Below are 19,311 nucleotides of genomic sequence, written 5' to 3' on the forward strand. Positions count from 1 at the left end.
TTTCAACCATTACCTGGAAGCCACCAAGAAAAGAAACAGATTTGATAAATTCAGGATGCCGCTTCATTTTATAACAGGCAGCATTGACCCGATCACAAAAGGCTACAAGAGAAAACATAAAAGGTGGCATCTTTTTGCCGAAACTGTCGATATGAGCATTATAAAGGACCATGGGCATTATTTGCTTCGTGATGCCCCGGAAGAATTAGCAGGCATATTGGTGAATATTACAAATAATAACAGAAAAACAGTAAATATTGAACATGAATATGAATACAAGTAAGTTCAACAATCTAAAGATAGAAAAGACATTTTAGAGTAATAAGGTGTGAAAGCAGAAACAGAAGTAAAGTATAAATTAATAAAGAAAAAAATGATAAAAAAACTGGTTCTTCGGAATGGAAAGATTTGGTGTTACGCAGATTATTTCTGCCTCTTGAAGTACATGTAACTGAAGATCCTGTTGTGATTAGGATTACGGCAGCAAAAAAGTAAAAAGTAACGAAAGTAAACTTTACGATAATAAAATAAAAATTCGAAAAGAATTTTATAATAATAACAGAAATAGAAAACCAATAATAAACCAATAAAAAATAATTATGATTTTTTTAGACAAAGCAGATGTTTTAAGAATTCCTAGACAATGGAATGAACTTCTTGATACAATAGAGGAAACAGTTCATATTTTATCAAACAATGATTTTTCGCAACCTATAAAACCTTATTTACGATTTGGTGATCCGGCTAATAGAATTATTGCTATGCCTGCTTTTGTTGGTGGTGATATTGATATGGCAGGAATAAAATGGATTGCGAGCTTTCCAAAAAACATTAACAAGGGAATTGCAAGAGCAAATTCAGTAACTATTTTAAATAATTCTAATACAGGAGAACCGGTTTGTATCATTAATTCTACTTTAATCAGCGAAGTCAGAACGGCAGCCGTGAGCGGTACTATGATTAGGAAGTTTCTGGAAGTAAGTAAAGGTGGGAAGCTTAAAATTGGAATTGTTGGTTTTGGTCCGATAGGACAACGTCACTTAGAAATGATTGATGCATTATTCTCAGATCAGATTGAAACCGTGTTTTTGTATGATATCAATAAAGTCGATGAGGAAAAAATTCCGGCTTCGATTGCTTCAAAAGTTATTATTGCAAATTCCTGGCAAGATACCTTCGAAACGGCTGATATTTTTATAACAGCAACAGTTTCCAGTGACAGATATATTGATTTGGTGCCTAAAAAAGGAAGTCTTCATTTAAATATTTCTCTTAGAGATTATCAACCCGAAGTAATCAATCATATCAATTATATGGTTGTCGATAATTGGGAAGAAATCTGCCGTGAAAATACTGATATCGAAATAATGCATAAAAAATACAATTTAAACAAAGAGAATACACTGAATTTAATCGATGTTTTTACGCAAAACGCGCTTTCTAAATTCAAAGAAGATGAAGTAATTATGTTTAATCCTATGGGGATGGCAATTTTTGATATTTCCATCGCCAAATATTTTTATAAAAAAGCAATTTAGGCTTACTACTATGAAAGATATATTTATAGAAACATCGAAGATTAAAAAGTCTTTTTTTATTTTGTTTTTCGTGCCTTTTCTGAGTTTTTCCCAATATACCATTAAAGGAAAAGTATCAGACAGCAATCAGGTAATTCCTTTTGCCAATGTTGTTTTGACAAGCACGGATAACAAATTAGTAACTAGTACAGTAAGCAATAGTGATGGAAGTTTTTTAATTAAAACTTCCATCACACAAGGTATTATAACAGTTACTTTTGCAGGTTTTGAAGAGTGGAAAAAAGAAATTGTCCTGCAAGGTGATACGGATTTAGGTGTAATTGTTCTTAGTGAAGAGAAGATAGCGCTTGATAATGTAACAGTGAAATCAGAAAAAAAATTAATTGAAAGAAAAGTAGACCGATTAATTTTTAATGTAGAAAACAGTATTGCTGCTACAGGCAGTGACGGACTTGAAACGCTTCGTTTGGTACCGGGAGTAAAAATTCAGAACGGAATTATTAGCCTGGTAGGAAAAAGCGAAGTATTGGTAATGGTTAACGAGAGAGTTATCAAGTTAACCGGAGAAGAACTTGCATCGTATATTAAAACGCTTTCCGGAGAGGAAATAAAAAAAATTGAGGTGATCACAAATCCTTCAGCACGATATGATGCATCAGGAAATTCCGGGATTATTAATTTTGTAACCAAAAAACAAGCTCAGGATGCATGGAAAAATACAATAGTAGGTTCTTATGCTCAAAGGCAATTAGCAAGTGGTAACCTTAGAAATAATTTTACGTATAAAAAAGATAAAATAAGATTTTTATTGAATCTTGATTATAATGAGGAGAACATGATTTTTAAAGAAGATATCTTTTCCGGTTTCGAAGAAGGAGAGTGGAGAACATATCAACAAACAAAACGTCATAGAAATTTGTACACAGGAAGATTTGAATTTGATTATTCAATTAGCAAAAACACAACTATTGGTGTGCAGTATTATAATAATACAACTGATGCAAAAAAGAATATAAACGGAAACTCTTATATAATTGAAAACAGCCAAAATTATATCCTGAAAAACAATTCAAACTCACATTTTGAAGCCCCTACAAATACATTTAACACGCATTTTACTAGTGTTTTAGATACTTTAGGGCGAAAAATCGACGTTGATTTGGATTATTTTTTCTATGGCTCAGATCAAAGGCATGATTTTGATACAGACCGACTCGATGCTGATATGAATTTTATAAACAAGGATTTACTGGCAACTAATAAAACGATTTTAGATGTTGAAAATTACAGCGCAAAAGTTGATGTATTTCATCCTACAAAACTTATTGAATTAACGTATGGTGGAAAAATTGGAATTACTAAAAACAATAGTTCAACACAGTTTTTTGACAATATGAGTGGTAGTCCCGTAATTGTTCCTGAAAATACAAATCAATTTAATTACAAGGAAAACATCGAAGCTATGTATGTCGAAGGTCTGAAAAAAATTGGTAAAAAGATTGAATTACAAGTAGGACTGCGTTTAGAAAACACACATATTGATACGCAATCAGTAAATCCGTTTACAGAAATCAACAGAGATTATTTGAATTTTTTCCCCTCGTTTTATTTATCTTACGAAAAAAATGACAACAATACGTTTTCTTTTAATTACGGAAAAAGAATCAAAAGACCGGGATTTCTTGTCCTTACGCCATTTCGTTTTTATACCAATTCGTTTATGTATTCAATAGGAAATCCATTTCTGGCACCTTCTATAAACCATAATTTAGAGTTTTCGCATACTTATAAAAACGATTTTGTAACCAATGTTTTTTATTCATACCAGTCAAACGGATTTGATTTTATGTTGAATGGAAATGAAGAAACAAATGAAACGGTTTTAAAGATGGATAACTTTTTTAATCAATCTACTTATGGAATTAGCCAATCCTATACGACAAAAATATTTCCGTGGTGGGAAACATCCAATAATGTTGATTACTATTATGTTTCATCAGAAGCTAAAAAAAATATTACTACAATTAACAATGTTGATCAGTTTAGTTTTAACGTAAGAACCGATAATACTTTTATATTAAATAAATCAAAAAGTTTAAAAGGTCAGGTAGGTTTTTGGTATAACTCTCCATTTGCAGAAAGTTTGTATAAAGTTTCAGGATCAAGCAGTCTTGATTTAATAATGAAATATTCAGTACTTGAAAACAATCTAAATTTCACAGCTGGTTTTTATGATGTTTTTAATAATTCGGCAAGTTACAGAGTAGCCAATATAAACAATATCAGGCAAGAACAAAATTACTACGGATATACAAGATATTTTAAATTTTCATTATCTTATAGTTTCGGAAATAATAAAATGGGGTCTAAAGAAAGAAAATTTGGTAATGACCAGGAAATAAAAAGATTATAATTTATTAATTGCATATTACCATAAATTATGAAAAGCAAATTATGATTTATGGTAATATGTAATTTATTAAGATAACACCAGATTTTTGGATTAAAAAATCGATGAATTTTACATTCTAACGCACTTGTTTTTATCGCTTGTTACTGAATTTCAAATTTTGAGAAAACGATATATCATGTGTAATAATATTGAGATTATTAATCTTTTGAATTCTAAAATTTATTTGAAAGAATATAATTATTAAAAAAGTGTAATAAACAATACTTTAGAAAAACCGTAGAATGAAAAGGTAATTACCATCTAGTGTATTTTCCAAAATATTTCAACAAACATTGGTCCAGATTCATTGGCTTCTTTAAAAAATGTAACTCATAGAGCAGTCAGGGATATTTTACAGATTTATTGTATTATTTTATAATCTTTGATTGAATCTAAAATATTCTGGACTAATTTATTATTTTCTAATTTTTTCCAGCGTTCATGTCTTATTTGTTTTGGACTTGTATTTTTAGTATGAATTTGGCCTAAATATGATGTAATGGCATCATTTGCAAGTATGTTTTTTACATTCTCATTCCATACAAAAGCATTGTCTTCTCCACAATTGCTTGCAGGAAAAGGATTAGCCTGCCAAAATTGTTTCGTATAACATAAAGTAGCCCCATATACCCAGGGTTTATCTTTTTCAGGATATGTGTATTGCCAAAAACTATCTTCATCTTTTTTATGAAAAACAGGAGCGGCAAGTCCGGTAATGTCTAATTTTTTTTCTATCAAAAATGTTATTTGTTTTTGCAGCCAATCCGGAGCATAATAATCGTCGTCATCCAGATGAACAATAATTTCGCCTTTTGCTATTTTGCAAGCCATATTGCGTTTGCTTCCCAAATTGAGTTTTTCATTTAAATAAATATACTTGATTAGATTTGACTCCGGTACTAAATTATCAATTGACATCTGGCTGTCGTCTATAATAATCAACTCTTTGTTTTGATAATCCTGATGCAAAAACTGATTAATGGCATTCGTTATAAACTCAGATCTATTATAAGTGGGCATGATACACGAAACCATTGGTTCTTTTTTATCTATGATCTCTTCGTTATTTGCCGCAATTTTAATACTTGATTCTGATGTTTGTTTAGATTGTGTTTCTATTTTTTTTAATGCAACCAAACTATCTCTTTTACCTAAAATTTGATAATTTGAACTATAAAGTAATTCGTTTACAAAATGAGTTACCCCGGGAAATGCTGTGTCATAATCATGAAACAATAAAATACTATCCGGTTTTAAATGCTTTTCATAATTATAAAAATCCCTCGCAACATTGGCATAATCGTGTAAACCATCTACTAAAAGCACATCAATTTCTTCTTTAAAATCAATTAAGGAAGGTATATTTTTTATAATAGTAACGTCATCAATTGTTTCGGTTTGCTGCAGGGTATGCTCAAATTTTTCAAGACTAGGCGCATAAAAATCGATTCGGGTATCTTCTGCACCCAATCTACCGCTAAAATCATCTATGGCAAATACTTTCGTTTTATTGTTGATTTCTTTTGCAGCAAGCGCCATTACCACAGTCGCTTTGCCGCAATAACTTCCTATTTCTACTAATACAGGAGCTTTTTTTGTTTGAGCTTTTGTATAACAAATAGTGGCTAATAACTCTATTTCATCTTCATACAGCCATCCTTCGATAGTATTTACTCTTTTTTTAATTTTATTAATTAAAGATTCTAAATGAATTGAAGATACGGAAAAGGAATCCTTAATATAATCGTTAAAAGCATTTCGAACATAAATTCGATTTGTATTATTAATTTTTCGCTCGATGGGATGAATCCAAAAAGCATTTTCGTTTTCAATAGCCTGCTTAATATCATGGGTTGTGTAAGAGGCACGATATTTTACAAAATCATAAACACAAGGATTTTCGACTATAGTGTAACCCAATGCAATGGTTAATGTAGGCAACAGAATTTCTTCGCTTGCCCATATTTTCGTTTTTTCTAAAATGAATTGCAGCTCTAAATTGGTTCTAAATAGCCGAACCAAATCGACAGCCGCAGCATAAGTAAAAGCAGTTGAGGGCCAAAATGTCCAATGCAAAAAAGCTTCTTTACCATTTGGGAGTTTTTCTAATAATGGTATCCATAAATCTTTTTCGGCATAAGCTGTAATTGCAGGATCTATTTTAGTATCTGCATCAATACGCGTGGCAACTTGCCCCAACATACCAAGATTTGGGTTATTATGAAAAGTATCTGCTACATAGGCTGAATAATTTTTTCCAGATAACAATTGGTCTGAATCTACAACAGTTATTAAATCAAAATCCAGATTGATAATGGCATATTCCATACAATCAATGGCGAAATCATGAAGCCAGCCCCATTTTAAAGTTTTTGGGTTTGGATAAATGATTGCATTATATTGCTTAAAAGGGAAATTATCAAATAGCGCTGTATTGGTTCCTCCATTATAGAGGATGATTCGGGAAGCCGGATCTAAATAGTGTAGGTTACGTACCAAATCGATAATACAATCTTGATTTTCATGCACCAAACACATGTATACGTTTTTTATAGGCTTCATCTGAGGGTTTGTTATTTTGATTTGGTTATTGGTTAAGATTCAGATTGTAGGTTTGGGCCGGTAAAACCTCCTGGTAATTTATAGGTATATTTTATCAAATAATTTACAAATACATTGGTTGGGCGGGTTTCCAACTGGCTCACTTTTACTGTAGGCTGGGATGATTCGTTAGTAGGAGTACTTGTAGGTACATCTGGTTTTATTGCTGCAAAAGCAGCTCCGGAATTTCCTGGCCCTGCACCTGCAGGCTCATTGTAAGTATGTACATGGGTTTGTAAAGCATCTGTTTGGGTAGAACCTACGCCATTTGCCTGACCATTTGGTGCTGTTGTTCTATTTTCGGTACTGGCACTATCTTCGCCAATGCCTCTAAGAAATTGTCCTCTTAAATCAGGCAAATTAAATGTAATGCTGTTTCCTGACCCTGAAGTACCATACAAATCTCCCAGAGTGGCGTATAATTCCGGATATTCACTTGCAATAAGGGCTGATCCATCACACACCATCCACCCAAAAGCTTCGATAGGTTGTGTAGTAAACGGCTCATTTGTGTTTGAGTCTGAATTAGAATATTTTGCTATTTTTCCTGCAAAAGCAATAATAGATCCTACTGGAGCACTAACAGAAATAAGATTGAAATTAGGATTACTCATAGTTTTGAATTTTTAATGAATTATATTTTTGTAACATTTGCATGGAAGTAGGAATTACAACCTCCCAGGAATCTATCGTTTTTTCTGGCAAATTAGGTTGTTTAAATACATTTTTAAGCTCCTGAACTATAGTTGCCTGATCCGTACTTGTATTGTTTTCTGTCTGAGAATCATCAAAACAAGGCGCAAAATTATCTGCCGATGTCCAAACAAATCCAGTACTTAAAAAATAAAGAAACCCATAATTATATTGAGGAGTAACCGGAATAGTTACTCTGGCATAAGTGGCTTTTAGAAATCCGGAAAAATAATCCGGTGAAAGTGAGGAGACTGCAAACAATTCATTTTGGCTGTCGTATTCATCTAAAAAAGTATACGTCATTTCGTTCCATTCTAAAGACGAGTTAATGTATTGTGCATTTTTAGGATAGTTATAGTTTATTCCGGGAGAAGCGGTTTCCTGTTCATAATTAGAAGGCAATCCTACAGTACTCATGATATGGTTTTGCAGCTGTTGACGCACTCCTTTTTCGAGTTCTTGTTTTACAATCAGATAATCTTTCAATGGGTTGACCCTTTCGTCTCTGCCATTTGAAACATTGCTTTTTTGATTGTAAATTTCATATTGCTCCCTATAAGCTGTACTTATGAGCTGGTAAATTGAAATTTGCCAACTAAGCACGTTTTCAGCATTTAGCAAACTAATTATTTCAACAGATAATTGAAAGTCTACTGCTGACGAAGGAGGTGACATCGTAATAACATTACTGGAAACAATTCCCACAGCAACAGTATTCTGTTCCTTATTCATATCAAAACATTGTGTGCCTGTATTTCCTTTAGACTGGTCAAAACTAAAATTGATTTTGCCAATAAAGCCATTCACTATGGCCGTATCATTACCTTCGCCAAAGGCATAACTAATCGTAGCTTGTGAAGCTTCATATCCTTTTGGAATACCTACTAATTTGCTTTCGCCAAGTTGCATAATATCCGAAATAACAAGCTGTGCATTTGGGGCAAGAGGGAATGTTTTTAATTGATAATACTGGCACAGTGCCAAATAATTATCCGATGTAATATCCTGATAGGTTTTTATATTTAATTGTGCCGGCGAAAGTGGTTCTGTTAGATTATTGCCTTCGATAACTTTTACCTGTGAAATATAATTTGCCGCAGGATTAGGAATCAAAAAAGTAAAAAGCATCCTGTTGCCGTAATTAACAACCTTAGCTTTATAGACTTTGTTTAACCAACTGTACATGCCATAAGCTGGATCTTTACTGTTTGAGTTGTCTAAAATACTTGTGGCAGTATCTTCTAGTTCTTTTAATTGGGTGTGTGAGCGTACTTTGTTTATTTTTTCAGAAATGCGTTGTGTGGTCAGGTTAAGTACTTTTTTGGCATATAAAGTAATTTGCTTTTTTTCAGGCGTCTGGGTAGTTTGGGCTTTAGTATAAGAACCCATTATTGTAATGTTTGTGGGTGGCCCGTAAGTCGATACCAAACCCGGATCAGGATAATTACTGGTCTGAGTAGTTTCAGCAATCGCTTTCCATAATTCTTTGCTAAAATCATGGCTCTTTTCAGTTGTTGTATTGTCAGAAGTACTTTCGTTATAGCTTGTAATTTGTTCTTTATCGGTTATACGATCTAGTTTTCGGTTCACCACTTTTCTTTTTTCACCGGGCATTACACTTGTTATATGAGCTAATTCTCCTATTTCATAACGCAGCAATTTGTACTTTACCAATTGCAAATTTCCTATTGCATATGGTAAAAAAGGAACAGGTGAAGGTTGTGGCGGTGATGAAGTATATGGGGGCAGCGGAAAAATAGCCTTGTCTAAAAGTATTGTAGCATGAAACAAATTATACAAAGCTTCACTCTGCAAAATAGTAGCCGTCTTTTTAGCATTTAGATGATTAAAAATGGTTTCTAAATAGTTACAAATAGTAAGATTTTTTATGATTGCTTCTAAATCGCTGCTTCTATAACCCATTTCAATTAATAATGCAAAATATGAATTCCAAAGACGTTCTTTAGATTCATTGTAGGCAGTTGAATTGAGATAATTTAATACAGAAGTTACATCGGTTTTTAAGAAACTGCAAACCACAACCACCATATTATCGCTCGATTTTGTTGTTTCAATATAATTGTATAATGCTGTAAATGAACCAATATATCCTGGCAATTTTTTTACCGCAATCACAAACTGGTGTTGATATGGTGGTTTTTCTTCCAGAAAAGCAATTGCTTCATTTTGCATACCCGTTCTGTTTCCGTTTGCTTTTAAAGCTTTTAACTGGTCATAAAAAGTGTTCATTGGCGGGCTGGTACTTGTACTGGTATAACCAAAAAAGTTGTCTTTTTTATCCGTTTCGGAGATTTTTGGCCAGCCTGAAATATAAATATACGGAAACAAATCACTGTATAAATTTGCTCCGTTTGCGGGTTTTAAAATAATATTGGGATCAATAGGCTCCTCTTCCTCAATAATTTCTATAGGAACAGGTATTGGTATTATATCTTCAGGCTTTTTTCTTGGATTAAAACTAATCAGGAACCCTTCGGTATGCCAGATGTAAGTTTGAAGATCTTTTTTATAATATTTAAAATTACTCCATATACCGTCTGTATCAATAATATTGGGATTATTGATTTTTTCCCACTGTAACATGCCTATAATGGTAATGCCATTCTTAAAGGTGTAATAAATATTGCTTTTAGAAGAAAAAACCAAAGCAGGTATAGAATAACTATCACCTGGTGCATTTTTCCAAAACATTTCAGCAACTATTTGCCCTGAGTCTTTCTTATCTGCCGAGACAGGTATTTTAAACACAATAACGAGACCATCTTTTATATCCGGAAAGATTTTATCCTCCCAATTTTTTTCTATTATCTGCATTTTATAGATTGTTTATTGAATTAGAATAAAATTTTTATATTTAGCTTTTACTAAAGCCAACTAAAGATATACTTTAATTGGCTTTGATTTAGCTTGCTACAATAATATTAACCTGTTCCTGTAATAGCTCCGTGATAGCAATAGAGGTTAGTGGCATACCCTCATCCCACATTGCAATGCCGTTTCTAAAAACGTGACCATCTTTGTATGGAACTTTACTAGGATTACTTCCGTTTACTTTTTGCACGAAACTACGAGTGCCATTAGGTAATAGTATACTAATGCCCCAATGATCCCAGCCATACCAGCTAGTACTGCGCAGGTGTAGCGCATAATCACCTAAAATAGGATCTGACACATCACTACCATTTACAACAAGATTAGTCACACTAAGATTGCCCAGTGTAAAACCATTGGCAATGGCACTAATTCTTAAAAGTGCAATACGAACTGCATTTTGGCTCATCTTATCACCTTTGGTCGCATTGGCTAAATTCTCATCTAATACATTCAAAAGTATCGGGATCGTAATTGGATTACTAACTGATAATTGATTGGCCAAACTGTTAGTGTCTCTGTTTACACTAGTAGGTGGTTTAGCTATTCCGTTACCCCATTTAAAAAGATTTTCGTAGATATAAGGTGCCGAATTGTGATTAGCAACTGAAAGAAATCTGCCTGTAAGTGCCCAACTCCAGCAGGCTGCATTATACAAACCATCATTATCGCCACTTATATAACCTGGACCTGTTGGGTATCCGTCACGGGTAAGCGGACCTAAATTTTGTAAAGTAACTTTTTGAGTAATTGATAAAATTGCCATATTATTAATTTTTTATTTTTTGCCGACTCTTTCCCGTTTTTGGCTTCCCGGTTATTTTATTTTTTCATGTTTGCGTAAAAATGATAATTTTATCTTCTGATTTTTAGTTTCAGATTGTCTAAAAAATAATTGCAAACTATATTTAGGATTAATAATTAATATTGAGCTGCAGTATTTGATTGGCTAAAAACACAATCATGTTGTAATACCAATCTGTTGCCCTGTTAGTTCTAAGATCTCTAATTTCATTAATTTCTCTTTTTACCTGCCAAAGCTGCACTTGACCCAGTTCATCATCTAACGGACAAAAAGGATAGTCTCGAAAAATAGAATCATAGTCTCGTATTTGGTTATTATGAATACCTAAACGAGCCATTTTTGCTGCTTCAAAATTGGTTGTTGAAATAAGATCCTGAATTTGTCTCAGATCATCATTAGAAAATTCCAAATACAAAGTCGTATAATTACTCCCAACAGTATTAAGCTGGTTGTATAGAATATTATACCTGGCAGTATCGATTGTTAAATTGTCTAGATATAATAAAGACTGAGGCTGGTTGGCAGGTACATAACCAAAACTAATGGCATTACCGCACTCTTCCCTAAATTCTCTCAAACAACCTTTGAATGGTTCTTCGCCAGGGTCAAGCGCGCCTCCAGGAAAAGCAAACAGACCTGCACCATTTGTAATTGGGACTCCATTTGGTGGAAAAATTTTAGATGTTCTTCCGTTAGAACCATGAAAAAAGAAAGCTTCTTCTCTTTTTTCAAAAATCAAAAAGTACCCTTCTCTTGAATATAAAATGATATAACATTGCATAATATTTTTTTTAGTTTTATTAATAATTTGTGCTTATTACAACAATTAAATGTTGAATGTATGATCTGCAAAGGCTTACCAATGCTCTGTTTTACGAATGGTCAGTTCTCTTTTTTCTTTGGTATGAACCAAAAACAGATGTACGGCCTTAAGTCCGGTAAAGTCAAAACTTAGTACCGAATTAGCATTGTTTTCCTGAGCATTATTTTGTTGATCCGAAAGTCTGTTTTCGACAAAAAAAATAGTCGTATCCAGATCAATTTGGGCATGATTTTGTATAAAGGACTTTGTGGCTACCAGCAGGGATCCCCGATAGAGCTGTACTCCGGAATATGCATTGCCTTTGGTTTGTTCAAAATCAAAGACTTGTTTACCGTTTTGATACTCCTGCATTACCGTTACAATCCCCTCTTTACTAATCAGGTTTTTTTTCTTCTGCTGAGTAGATATACTCCATAACGAATGTGATTCTGAGCTGTTTCCTGATGATTTTATTAAACGAAAATGAAGATCCCACGGTATAGAGAACTTATGGTTCCAACCATACTGACAGCCATTAATGATCTTAAACGGAGTTTCTGATGAAATTGCTTTCGAGGTATTTTGTAAAAAGCAAATACCGGTATCTGATAAAGGGGGGCCTAAATTTGTAAAATAAATATCTGTAAACATGACCATATTTATTAAATTAACACTCTACTTCAATAGTCACAGTATCATCACCTGGTGTATAAGTCTCTGAAAATTTCATGATAAATCCCAATTCTTCTCTCTTTTTATTTACTGGACCATAACAAAACTGAATATTTAAATAAATTCCCTGAGAGGTAGTCGTTAGCTGTATTTGTCCATAGTCTGAATTGCCGGTACCCGAAACTGTGAATTTGAAATTGGGCTGCGGAGGTGATACACTGGTATCTTCAGGAATGGGGATATCGTTCCAGCCTCCTTTTGTAAGTGTCAATTGGCTGGAAACACCATTTGGGTCATAAGTATAATCGACCACATCGATCAAAATAGCTGCCAGTTTTTGAGGAGCTGGCGGGCTTGTAGAGGGACCATAATTGGGCGTGGCAGAAATTATCAATCCATTATAAGGAACCTGTAGATTATTTATTGGCGTCCAGTCTCCAGAATACCAGGATTTTTTGTCTAATTCATTCATAACGTTTCATTTTTTATATAGATCTAATAGCAGATTTCTAAATTTGAGATTTTGAATAAGAAGAAACACAGTAATAAATTCTTACTGCGTTTCTTTTTTTCAAAAAGGTATTATTTATTGATATTTTCTAAGGTAAAATTGAATGCAGTAGAACCTTTACCTGGTCCGCCTCCTGTCATTACAATATCAGCACTGGAAATACCAAACAAATTAATTTCTGAATTAAATTGAGAAATAATGGCAGAATTCATTACTGTTCCTTCCTCAACCTGAGAAATAACTCCGATATAAATACGAGGATGAAACTCAAAAACGGCTTTTTGGCTAGGGGCTAAACCTGTTTTTGTAGCGAGTAAATTACCATCTTTATAGCAATTAGCATTGATGGCACCCGTACCAAGATTATTTCTTATTTCAACTTCAGTAGGACTTGTTGAAGGAGTTGTAGATAGTTGGAGAATATCTCCGGAAGTGCTTTTTATCATATCAAAAGCCTGACCATCAAATGCATCAATTTGTGGGGTGTAATTTCCGTAAGAATCACTCGCTGAAACTTTAAAATTTAATGGGTAAACAAAAGGGTGGTTATCCAGTCTTCCACAATTTGCAATTACTTTCCATGCCACTGCAATTTCTCCAAAACTCTCAGCCACATTTTGCTGAAAAATTACTACACTACTGTTATTTGTATCTCCAGATCTGTTAATGAAATTTAATTTAATTTTATCCATGATTTAATGTTTTTAGTTTTGAACATTCCATAATTATGCATATTGTTGGTTGCTGTTTTTTATATCAAACGCATATTTGATTTTTGAATACTGAAGATTCATATGGTCAAAAAAACAAGGGCAAATTTTGCATGATTTGGTTGGTTGTTCAAATTTGTTAGTTGATATGAGGGTTACTCTTTCGTTTTTTTAAGTGGGTTCTGCTCCACTGATATACATATGTTTTGTTTTACCTGAGAAATCTGTCTTTACCTTCTTAAACAATAAAACTGTTCTTTTGCTATTCGAGATAAAAATCTCATGTACACTTTTGATTAAGATTTTACTTTCAGATGACTCTTGGTTTTTTCATTTCCTAATCTGCAGAATCAGTTCATGAATTTGTTTTTTTAGAATCTCACTGTGCACCTGATTAATTCTAATAAGTCAAAATTACAGTGATATTTCCTATTCGTTTTGTATGAAACGTGCAACTATTTATCAATTTGCTTCATTGCTTCTTCTTTTAATTTCTCTATAAAAGAAAATGCCACATTTATCTCTCTGTAATCATTGGGCGAACATCCAAAAGTTTCTTTGAAATAGCGCGAAAGATGAGCTGCATCATAAAAACCTGCTCCTTCAGCTGCTTCATTTACTGATTTGTCTTTTATGTTAAGCAATTCTGATGCTTGTTGCAGTCTTAAATCGCGTACTAGTTTCAAAGTAGAGAATCCAAACAATTTCTGTACTTTTCGATTAAGATTTGATGAGCTCATAAATAACTTCAGAGATAATTCTTCTACAGAAAACAAATCGTTATCGAGATTGTCAACAATGACAACAAACATTTTTGCCAACCATTTATTTTTTTTTTAAGTTCAATGAGATCATTAAAATAATTTTCATTCATGGGAATTTTCCAACTCCTTGCTTCAAATTTTTCGCTTAATGCTTTTTTACGATATTCAGATGGGCTACTACTAAACTCTTGCTTAAATTTACGACTGAATCCAGTGATTCCGTTGAATCCGGATCGATATGCTATTTCTTCTATAGAGCACAAATCTGAATTCAACATTTGTTTCGCCAATTCCATTCTATGATGTAAAATGAGCTTCGCCGGTGAATAACCTATTTGGCATAATCTACGGTTAAGTTTCAATTTACTTATTTGCAGTTCCTCTGCTAATTGCGGTACTCCAAATGAAGAATCCGTTTTTTTTTCTCAATAATGACAGTAACATGATTTATAAAATCGTTATTGCCACTACTTATCTGATCTTTTTTTTTTTAAGTATTAATTCCAGCATTTTTTATATAGTATCTATTGTTAATTTAAAAAAGAAGAAAGTAAAAAGAGGGTACTCGAATTTCATATATCTTGAATATCAGGTAATCAGAAGATGAAATACCGAATTTAATAGCTTCAGGATTCCACTTCCATATTATTGATAAAAAATGCAATAGGTAATTTATTCTGTTTTTTACTTTTATTATCTATAATTATGGACCTCTTATGCTTATCATTTAGCTTATTTGATTATAAACTTTGATAGCTATTTTCTTATGATTCGGGGTAAATCTACAGTATGATTATAATAGAAATAAAAAAAGATGCTTCAATAGACAATTTAGTGCTATGAAGAAGGAATTTCCTGTTATAAGTGAGAAAGAATATGCGAGAAAAAAGGCTCAAAAGCAATGAGGCAAGCAGCGTTTGTAATCGAACCTAATAAAATTAGATAACTAAATAGTTTTAACTTAATGGAGGTTCAAAAAGAAACACCAACTTCAATCCTCGTTTAGGTTACAAAATTCCACATTACGACTAAAATTTTAAAACAGGTATTTACCAATTTTGTCATATTAATTCAAATAAATAATTATTATGACAAATGTAAGCACAAACAAACCTAAGATATGGTTTATAACGGGTAGTTCCAGAGGTTTTGGAAGACTATGGACAGAAGCGGCGCTGGAACGAGGTGATAAAGTAGCCGCGACTGCAAGAAACGTTGACAGCATTTCAGATTTTAAAGATAAATATGGCGACAATGTTTTAATTTTACCTTTAGATGTTACTAAAAATGAGCAGGTTCAGAACGCCGTAAAAACGGCATATGACTATTTTGGGAGACTGGATATTGTAATCAACAATGCAGGTTATTCATTAGTAGGAACAATTGAAGAAGCCAAAGCAGATGAAATTCGTGCTATGTATGAAACTAATGTGTTGGGTCCGGTTGCTGTTATCCAGGCAGTTTTGCCAATTTTGCGTAAACAGGGTTTTGGACATATTTTAGGAACTTCAAGCAGTTTAGGACATTATGTAGTGCCTTTAATTGGATATTATTGCTCTTCTAAATGGGCATTTGAAGCCATTTACGAAAGTTTGGCTGTTGAAGTTAAATCTTTCGGTATCAACGTTACCATTATTGAGCCGGGAGCTTACGCAACAGAATTTGGAAGCGAAAATTCACTCAGGTTTTCAGAAAATTTTCCTCAATACGAATCATTAAGAAATATGGTTTTCGAAAACATGGGCAAGTTAGAAAGAGGTAATCCAGAGGCCACTGCCAAAGCTATTTTACAGTTAGTAGATACTGAACAGCCACCATTAAGAATGTTTTTAGGCAGTAATAACCTGAACGAGATTCGCCAGACGTATTCAGATCGTATCAAAGTCTGGGAAGAATGGCAAGATGTCGCAGTAGCTGCCCAAGGTTAAATAAAATGAAAATTAGGCAACAGATAGATTCTGTTGCTTTTTTATTTTCTTAATTTGTAACATTAAATAAAATGTCATGGCGAAAAAAAATAGCACTCCACGTAAATTCGCATCCCTTGCAGAAGGTTTAAAAGCTTTTGGTGGACCGCCGCCGCAACATCCTTTGATTACAGTACTCAATGGTATAGATTCGACGCTGGCTTTTGTTCCTCCATCAGAAAGCCATGTTTTAAGTTATTACAAAATAGCGTTCCGTCCTAATATAGGAGGTTTACTTCGTTATGGACAAACCCATTTTGACTATAATGAAGGAGGTCTTTTTTTTGCGGCGCCTAATCAGATTTTGGCTCAAAATGAAAATGAATCCAGAGAACCCGGATGCAGTGGGAGAGAAGCAGCAATTTTAATACATCCTGACTTTTTGTTGAATTCTCCTTTGGCTGCAAAAATCAAGAAATATGAATTCTTTTCGTATTCGGTTAATGAAGCCCTGCATTTGTCTGAAAAGGAAAAAGAAATTATTTTAGGTCTTTTAAGAAACATCGAAGAGGAATTAACAAATAGAATAGATGAGGTGAGTCAGGATGTAGTTTTAGCTCAAATTGAGTTATTATTGAATTACGCACAGCGTTTTTATAAACGTCAATTTATTACTCGTAAAACAATAAACAATACTTTGCTGCAAAAATTTGAACAGTTATTGAATGATCATTTTGATGAGGAAGAGAAATCTCATCAGGGAATTCCAACCGTGCAAAATCTGGCTGATAGTCTGGCTATAACCTCGGGTTATCTCAGTGATATGCTGCGAACTTTGACAGGACAAAATGCGCAACAGCATATTCACGACAAATTGATCGAAAAAGCTAAAGAAAAGCTTTCCAATACTGATTTATCCGTTTCCGAAATTGCTTATGAATTAGGCTTTGAGCATCTTCAAAGTTTTAGTAAATTGTTTAGAAACAAGACAAACGAGACACCTTTAAAATTTAGGGCAAAGTTTAATTAAAAAATTATAAAGTTAATACTATTCGAATACAACCTCTGTAATCCCTTGATTTTACTGATGTTTTATCTTTTTAAATATGATCTGTCCTGATTTGCCATAAAACTAAGAAACTTGATAATATTAGCTTTTTGTGGCAAAAAAATGCTGCGGGTTCAGTAATAATTATCTCACAATAAGTAGATTAAACATAACGATCAAAAAGCACATTACATTTCAAAAATTGACAGCCAACGATATTTCGTTGGCTGTCAATTTTTGCATGTTTTAAATTTCAATACATAATTATCAATACCTTCGTAGAGCCAGTTTAATCCTTAAGAAAATGCTCTCTAATAAACACAGAATAATTCTGCTTCTCCTTGTATGGTTTACATTTGGAGAAATAAACGCATTGCCTTTTTTTGAAAACAAAAATCAAGTTGAAACGGCAGATAAAAATTTGCCGGATCTCGAAAATAATTTTGATAATGAACCTCCTTATACGGAACAACAGGTAAGAAAAGCAGAAAGACTGCTAAACGGATTACAAGGGAATATCAATAAAATCAAAATTTTACTAAAAATAAGTGATTGGTATGAAGCTTCTTATAACAATCCTAAAACATTAGAAAAGGCATTTCAATACGCTGAGCAAGCCCTTTGGATAAGCCAGAACATTCATTCTAATATTTATTCCGGTAAATGTTATCTACAACTTTCTATGGTTCAGGAGTTGAGAAACAACAACCCAATGATAGAAACCAATGCCAGAAAAGCGATAGAAGTATTAAGTAAAACAAATCAAACAGATGATTTGGGAGAAGCATGGGTAATGCTCTGGTCAGCCAAAATGCGTACCGATGCACCAATAGAAGAAAGATTGGTTCCAATTTTTAAAGCCGCATCTCTATTTGAAAAGTCTAAAAATAATCAAAGAAGCGGTGACTGCTACAGAGAAATCAGCGAATTGTATTTTTCAATCTCAGATTTTCACAACGCTTTAAATGCGCTAAAAAAAGCTATATTTTTCTATAAAGCTGCTAATCTTAAGGAAACTGATATTTATCCTATTTCTTCCAGACTGAATATTATTTATGAAACAGAAAAGAAAAGCATGGATATTATCAAGCTTAAAAATAAAACCTTATTGCAGCAAAGCAGACTTAAAAACGAGGTGTTTTTACGCAATTCCATGATAATTTTTGTTTTCCTTTTGCTTATCATACTTGGATTACTTTATAAAAGTTTTATGTTTAAGAAGAAAACGAACAAGATCCTTAAAACACAACAAAATGAAATCAATAAAAAGAATAGTGCACTACAAAAAATGGTCGTTGAAAAAGAATGGCTGCTTAGAGAAATTCATCATAGAATAAAAAACAACCTCCATATGGTTGTTGGGCTATTGGCAAGTCAAACAGAGTTTTTAACAAATGAAGAAGCTGTTCAGGCCATTAATGACAGTCAGAACAGGATTCAGGCCATGTCTTTAATTCATCAAAAATTGTATCAGTCAGAGAGTTTATCTATAATTGATATGCCATCTTACATTTTCGAATTAACGGAATATTTAAAAGATTCATTTGAAATCAGGAATACAATCCGAATTATTTTACACATAGACAGTTTTAATCTTCCTTTGTCACATTCAATTCCAATTGGGCTTATTTTTAACGAAGCAGTTACAAATGCCATAAAATATGCTTTCCCGGATCATAAAAACGGAGTTATTACTATTGCACTTAAAGCTGAAGAAAATAACAAGTATACATTAATAATTCAGGATAATGGTATTGGGCTTCCGCCTGATTTTGACCCTTATAACAATCCTTCATTAGGAATAAAGTTAATGCATGGACTTTCTGCGGACATCGATGGAAAGTTTTTAATTACAAGTTCAAACGGAACCAAAATAACCTTGGAATTCATTTTTAATGAAAATAATTCTAATTAAT

General features: G+C 33.0%; 16 protein-coding genes. 6 read left to right on the forward strand and 10 right to left on the reverse strand.

All coding sequences use genetic code 11. From position 1 onward, the window contains the following. From BXU01_RS23720 to BXU01_RS21995, 3 genes are all read left to right on the forward strand, one after another. A partial coding sequence (locus BXU01_RS23720) for an alpha/beta hydrolase (RefSeq protein ID WP_165689824.1) occupies window positions 1-283 on the forward strand: 283 nt, incomplete at its 5' end. A 316-nt stretch (window positions 284-599) separates the two neighbouring features. Next, window positions 600-1,538 carry a 2,3-diaminopropionate biosynthesis protein SbnB gene (locus BXU01_RS21990; protein ID WP_083695651.1) on the forward strand — a complete coding sequence of 313 codons (939 nt, stop codon included), beginning with the start codon at window positions 600-602 and terminating at the stop codon, window positions 1,536-1,538. 10 nt (window positions 1,539-1,548) lie between these two features. After that, window positions 1,549-3,951, forward strand: coding sequence for a TonB-dependent receptor domain-containing protein (locus BXU01_RS21995; RefSeq protein ID WP_083695653.1), 2,403 nt, complete (start codon window positions 1,549-1,551; stop codon window positions 3,949-3,951). A 399-nt stretch (window positions 3,952-4,350) separates the two neighbouring features. On the opposite strand, the gene BXU01_RS22000 is transcribed toward BXU01_RS21995, so the two are convergent. The 10 genes from BXU01_RS22000 to BXU01_RS24005 form a co-directional block, all read right to left on the reverse strand. Continuing rightward, a complete protein-coding gene (locus BXU01_RS22000) occupies window positions 4,351-6,552 on the reverse strand; it encodes a glycosyltransferase (RefSeq protein WP_083695655.1) in 2,202 nt (733 codons plus the stop codon). Window positions 6,553-6,584: 32 nt separating this feature from the next. Further along, window positions 6,585-7,205, reverse strand: a complete 621-nt coding sequence (locus BXU01_RS22005) for a tail fiber protein (protein ID WP_083695657.1) — start codon at window positions 7,203-7,205, stop codon at window positions 6,585-6,587. Further along, window positions 7,198-10,119, reverse strand: coding sequence for a hypothetical protein (locus BXU01_RS22010; protein ID WP_083695660.1), 2,922 nt, complete (start codon window positions 10,117-10,119; stop codon window positions 7,198-7,200). Before BXU01_RS22010 ends, BXU01_RS22005 begins: the two co-directional genes overlap by 8 nt. A gap of 88 nt (window positions 10,120-10,207) precedes the next feature. Next, window positions 10,208-10,942, reverse strand: coding sequence for a hypothetical protein (locus BXU01_RS22015; protein ID WP_083695662.1), 735 nt, complete (start codon window positions 10,940-10,942; stop codon window positions 10,208-10,210). A gap of 148 nt (window positions 10,943-11,090) precedes the next feature. After that, window positions 11,091-11,762: an NUDIX domain-containing protein gene (locus tag BXU01_RS22020; RefSeq protein ID WP_123774149.1), complete on the reverse strand. Its 672-nt coding sequence runs from the start codon at window positions 11,760-11,762 to the stop codon at window positions 11,091-11,093. A 75-nt stretch (window positions 11,763-11,837) separates the two neighbouring features. Then, window positions 11,838-12,434, reverse strand: coding sequence for a hypothetical protein (locus tag BXU01_RS22025; protein WP_083695667.1), 597 nt, complete (start codon window positions 12,432-12,434; stop codon window positions 11,838-11,840). Window positions 12,435-12,450: 16 nt separating this feature from the next. Then, a complete protein-coding gene (locus BXU01_RS22030; protein ID WP_083695669.1) occupies window positions 12,451-12,927 on the reverse strand; it encodes a hypothetical protein in 477 nt (158 codons plus the stop codon). 110 nt (window positions 12,928-13,037) lie between these two features. Next, window positions 13,038-13,658 (reverse strand): hypothetical protein, encoded by a 621-nt coding sequence (locus BXU01_RS22035; protein ID WP_083695672.1) that lies wholly within the window; start codon window positions 13,656-13,658, stop codon window positions 13,038-13,040. A 473-nt stretch (window positions 13,659-14,131) separates the two neighbouring features. Next, complete coding sequence (locus BXU01_RS23535) at window positions 14,132-14,488, reverse strand: AraC family transcriptional regulator (RefSeq protein WP_123774151.1); 357 nt, start codon at window positions 14,486-14,488, stop codon at window positions 14,132-14,134. Next, window positions 14,440-14,802, reverse strand: a complete 363-nt coding sequence (locus tag BXU01_RS24005; protein WP_165689826.1) for a helix-turn-helix domain-containing protein — start codon at window positions 14,800-14,802, stop codon at window positions 14,440-14,442. Before BXU01_RS24005 ends, BXU01_RS23535 begins: the two co-directional genes overlap by 49 nt. A gap of 726 nt (window positions 14,803-15,528) precedes the next feature. Between BXU01_RS24005 and BXU01_RS22050 the strand changes: the two genes are divergently transcribed. From BXU01_RS22050 to BXU01_RS22060, 3 genes are all read left to right on the forward strand, one after another. Then, window positions 15,529-16,368 (forward strand): SDR family NAD(P)-dependent oxidoreductase, encoded by an 840-nt coding sequence (locus BXU01_RS22050; protein ID WP_083695677.1) that lies wholly within the window; start codon window positions 15,529-15,531, stop codon window positions 16,366-16,368. Between the two features lie 76 nt (window positions 16,369-16,444). Continuing rightward, window positions 16,445-17,377: an AraC family transcriptional regulator gene (locus tag BXU01_RS22055; RefSeq protein ID WP_083695679.1), complete on the forward strand. Its 933-nt coding sequence runs from the start codon at window positions 16,445-16,447 to the stop codon at window positions 17,375-17,377. A 322-nt stretch (window positions 17,378-17,699) separates the two neighbouring features. Then, on the forward strand, window positions 17,700-19,310 hold the full coding sequence (locus BXU01_RS22060; protein WP_083695682.1) for a sensor histidine kinase: 1,611 nt from the start codon (window positions 17,700-17,702) through the stop codon (window positions 19,308-19,310). The last annotated feature ends 1 nt before the right edge of the window (window position 19,311 follow it).

Origin of the sequence: [Flexibacter] sp. ATCC 35103, from assembly GCF_001975985.1 — a bacterium.
GTDB lineage: Bacteria > Bacteroidota > Bacteroidia > Flavobacteriales > Flavobacteriaceae > Flavobacterium.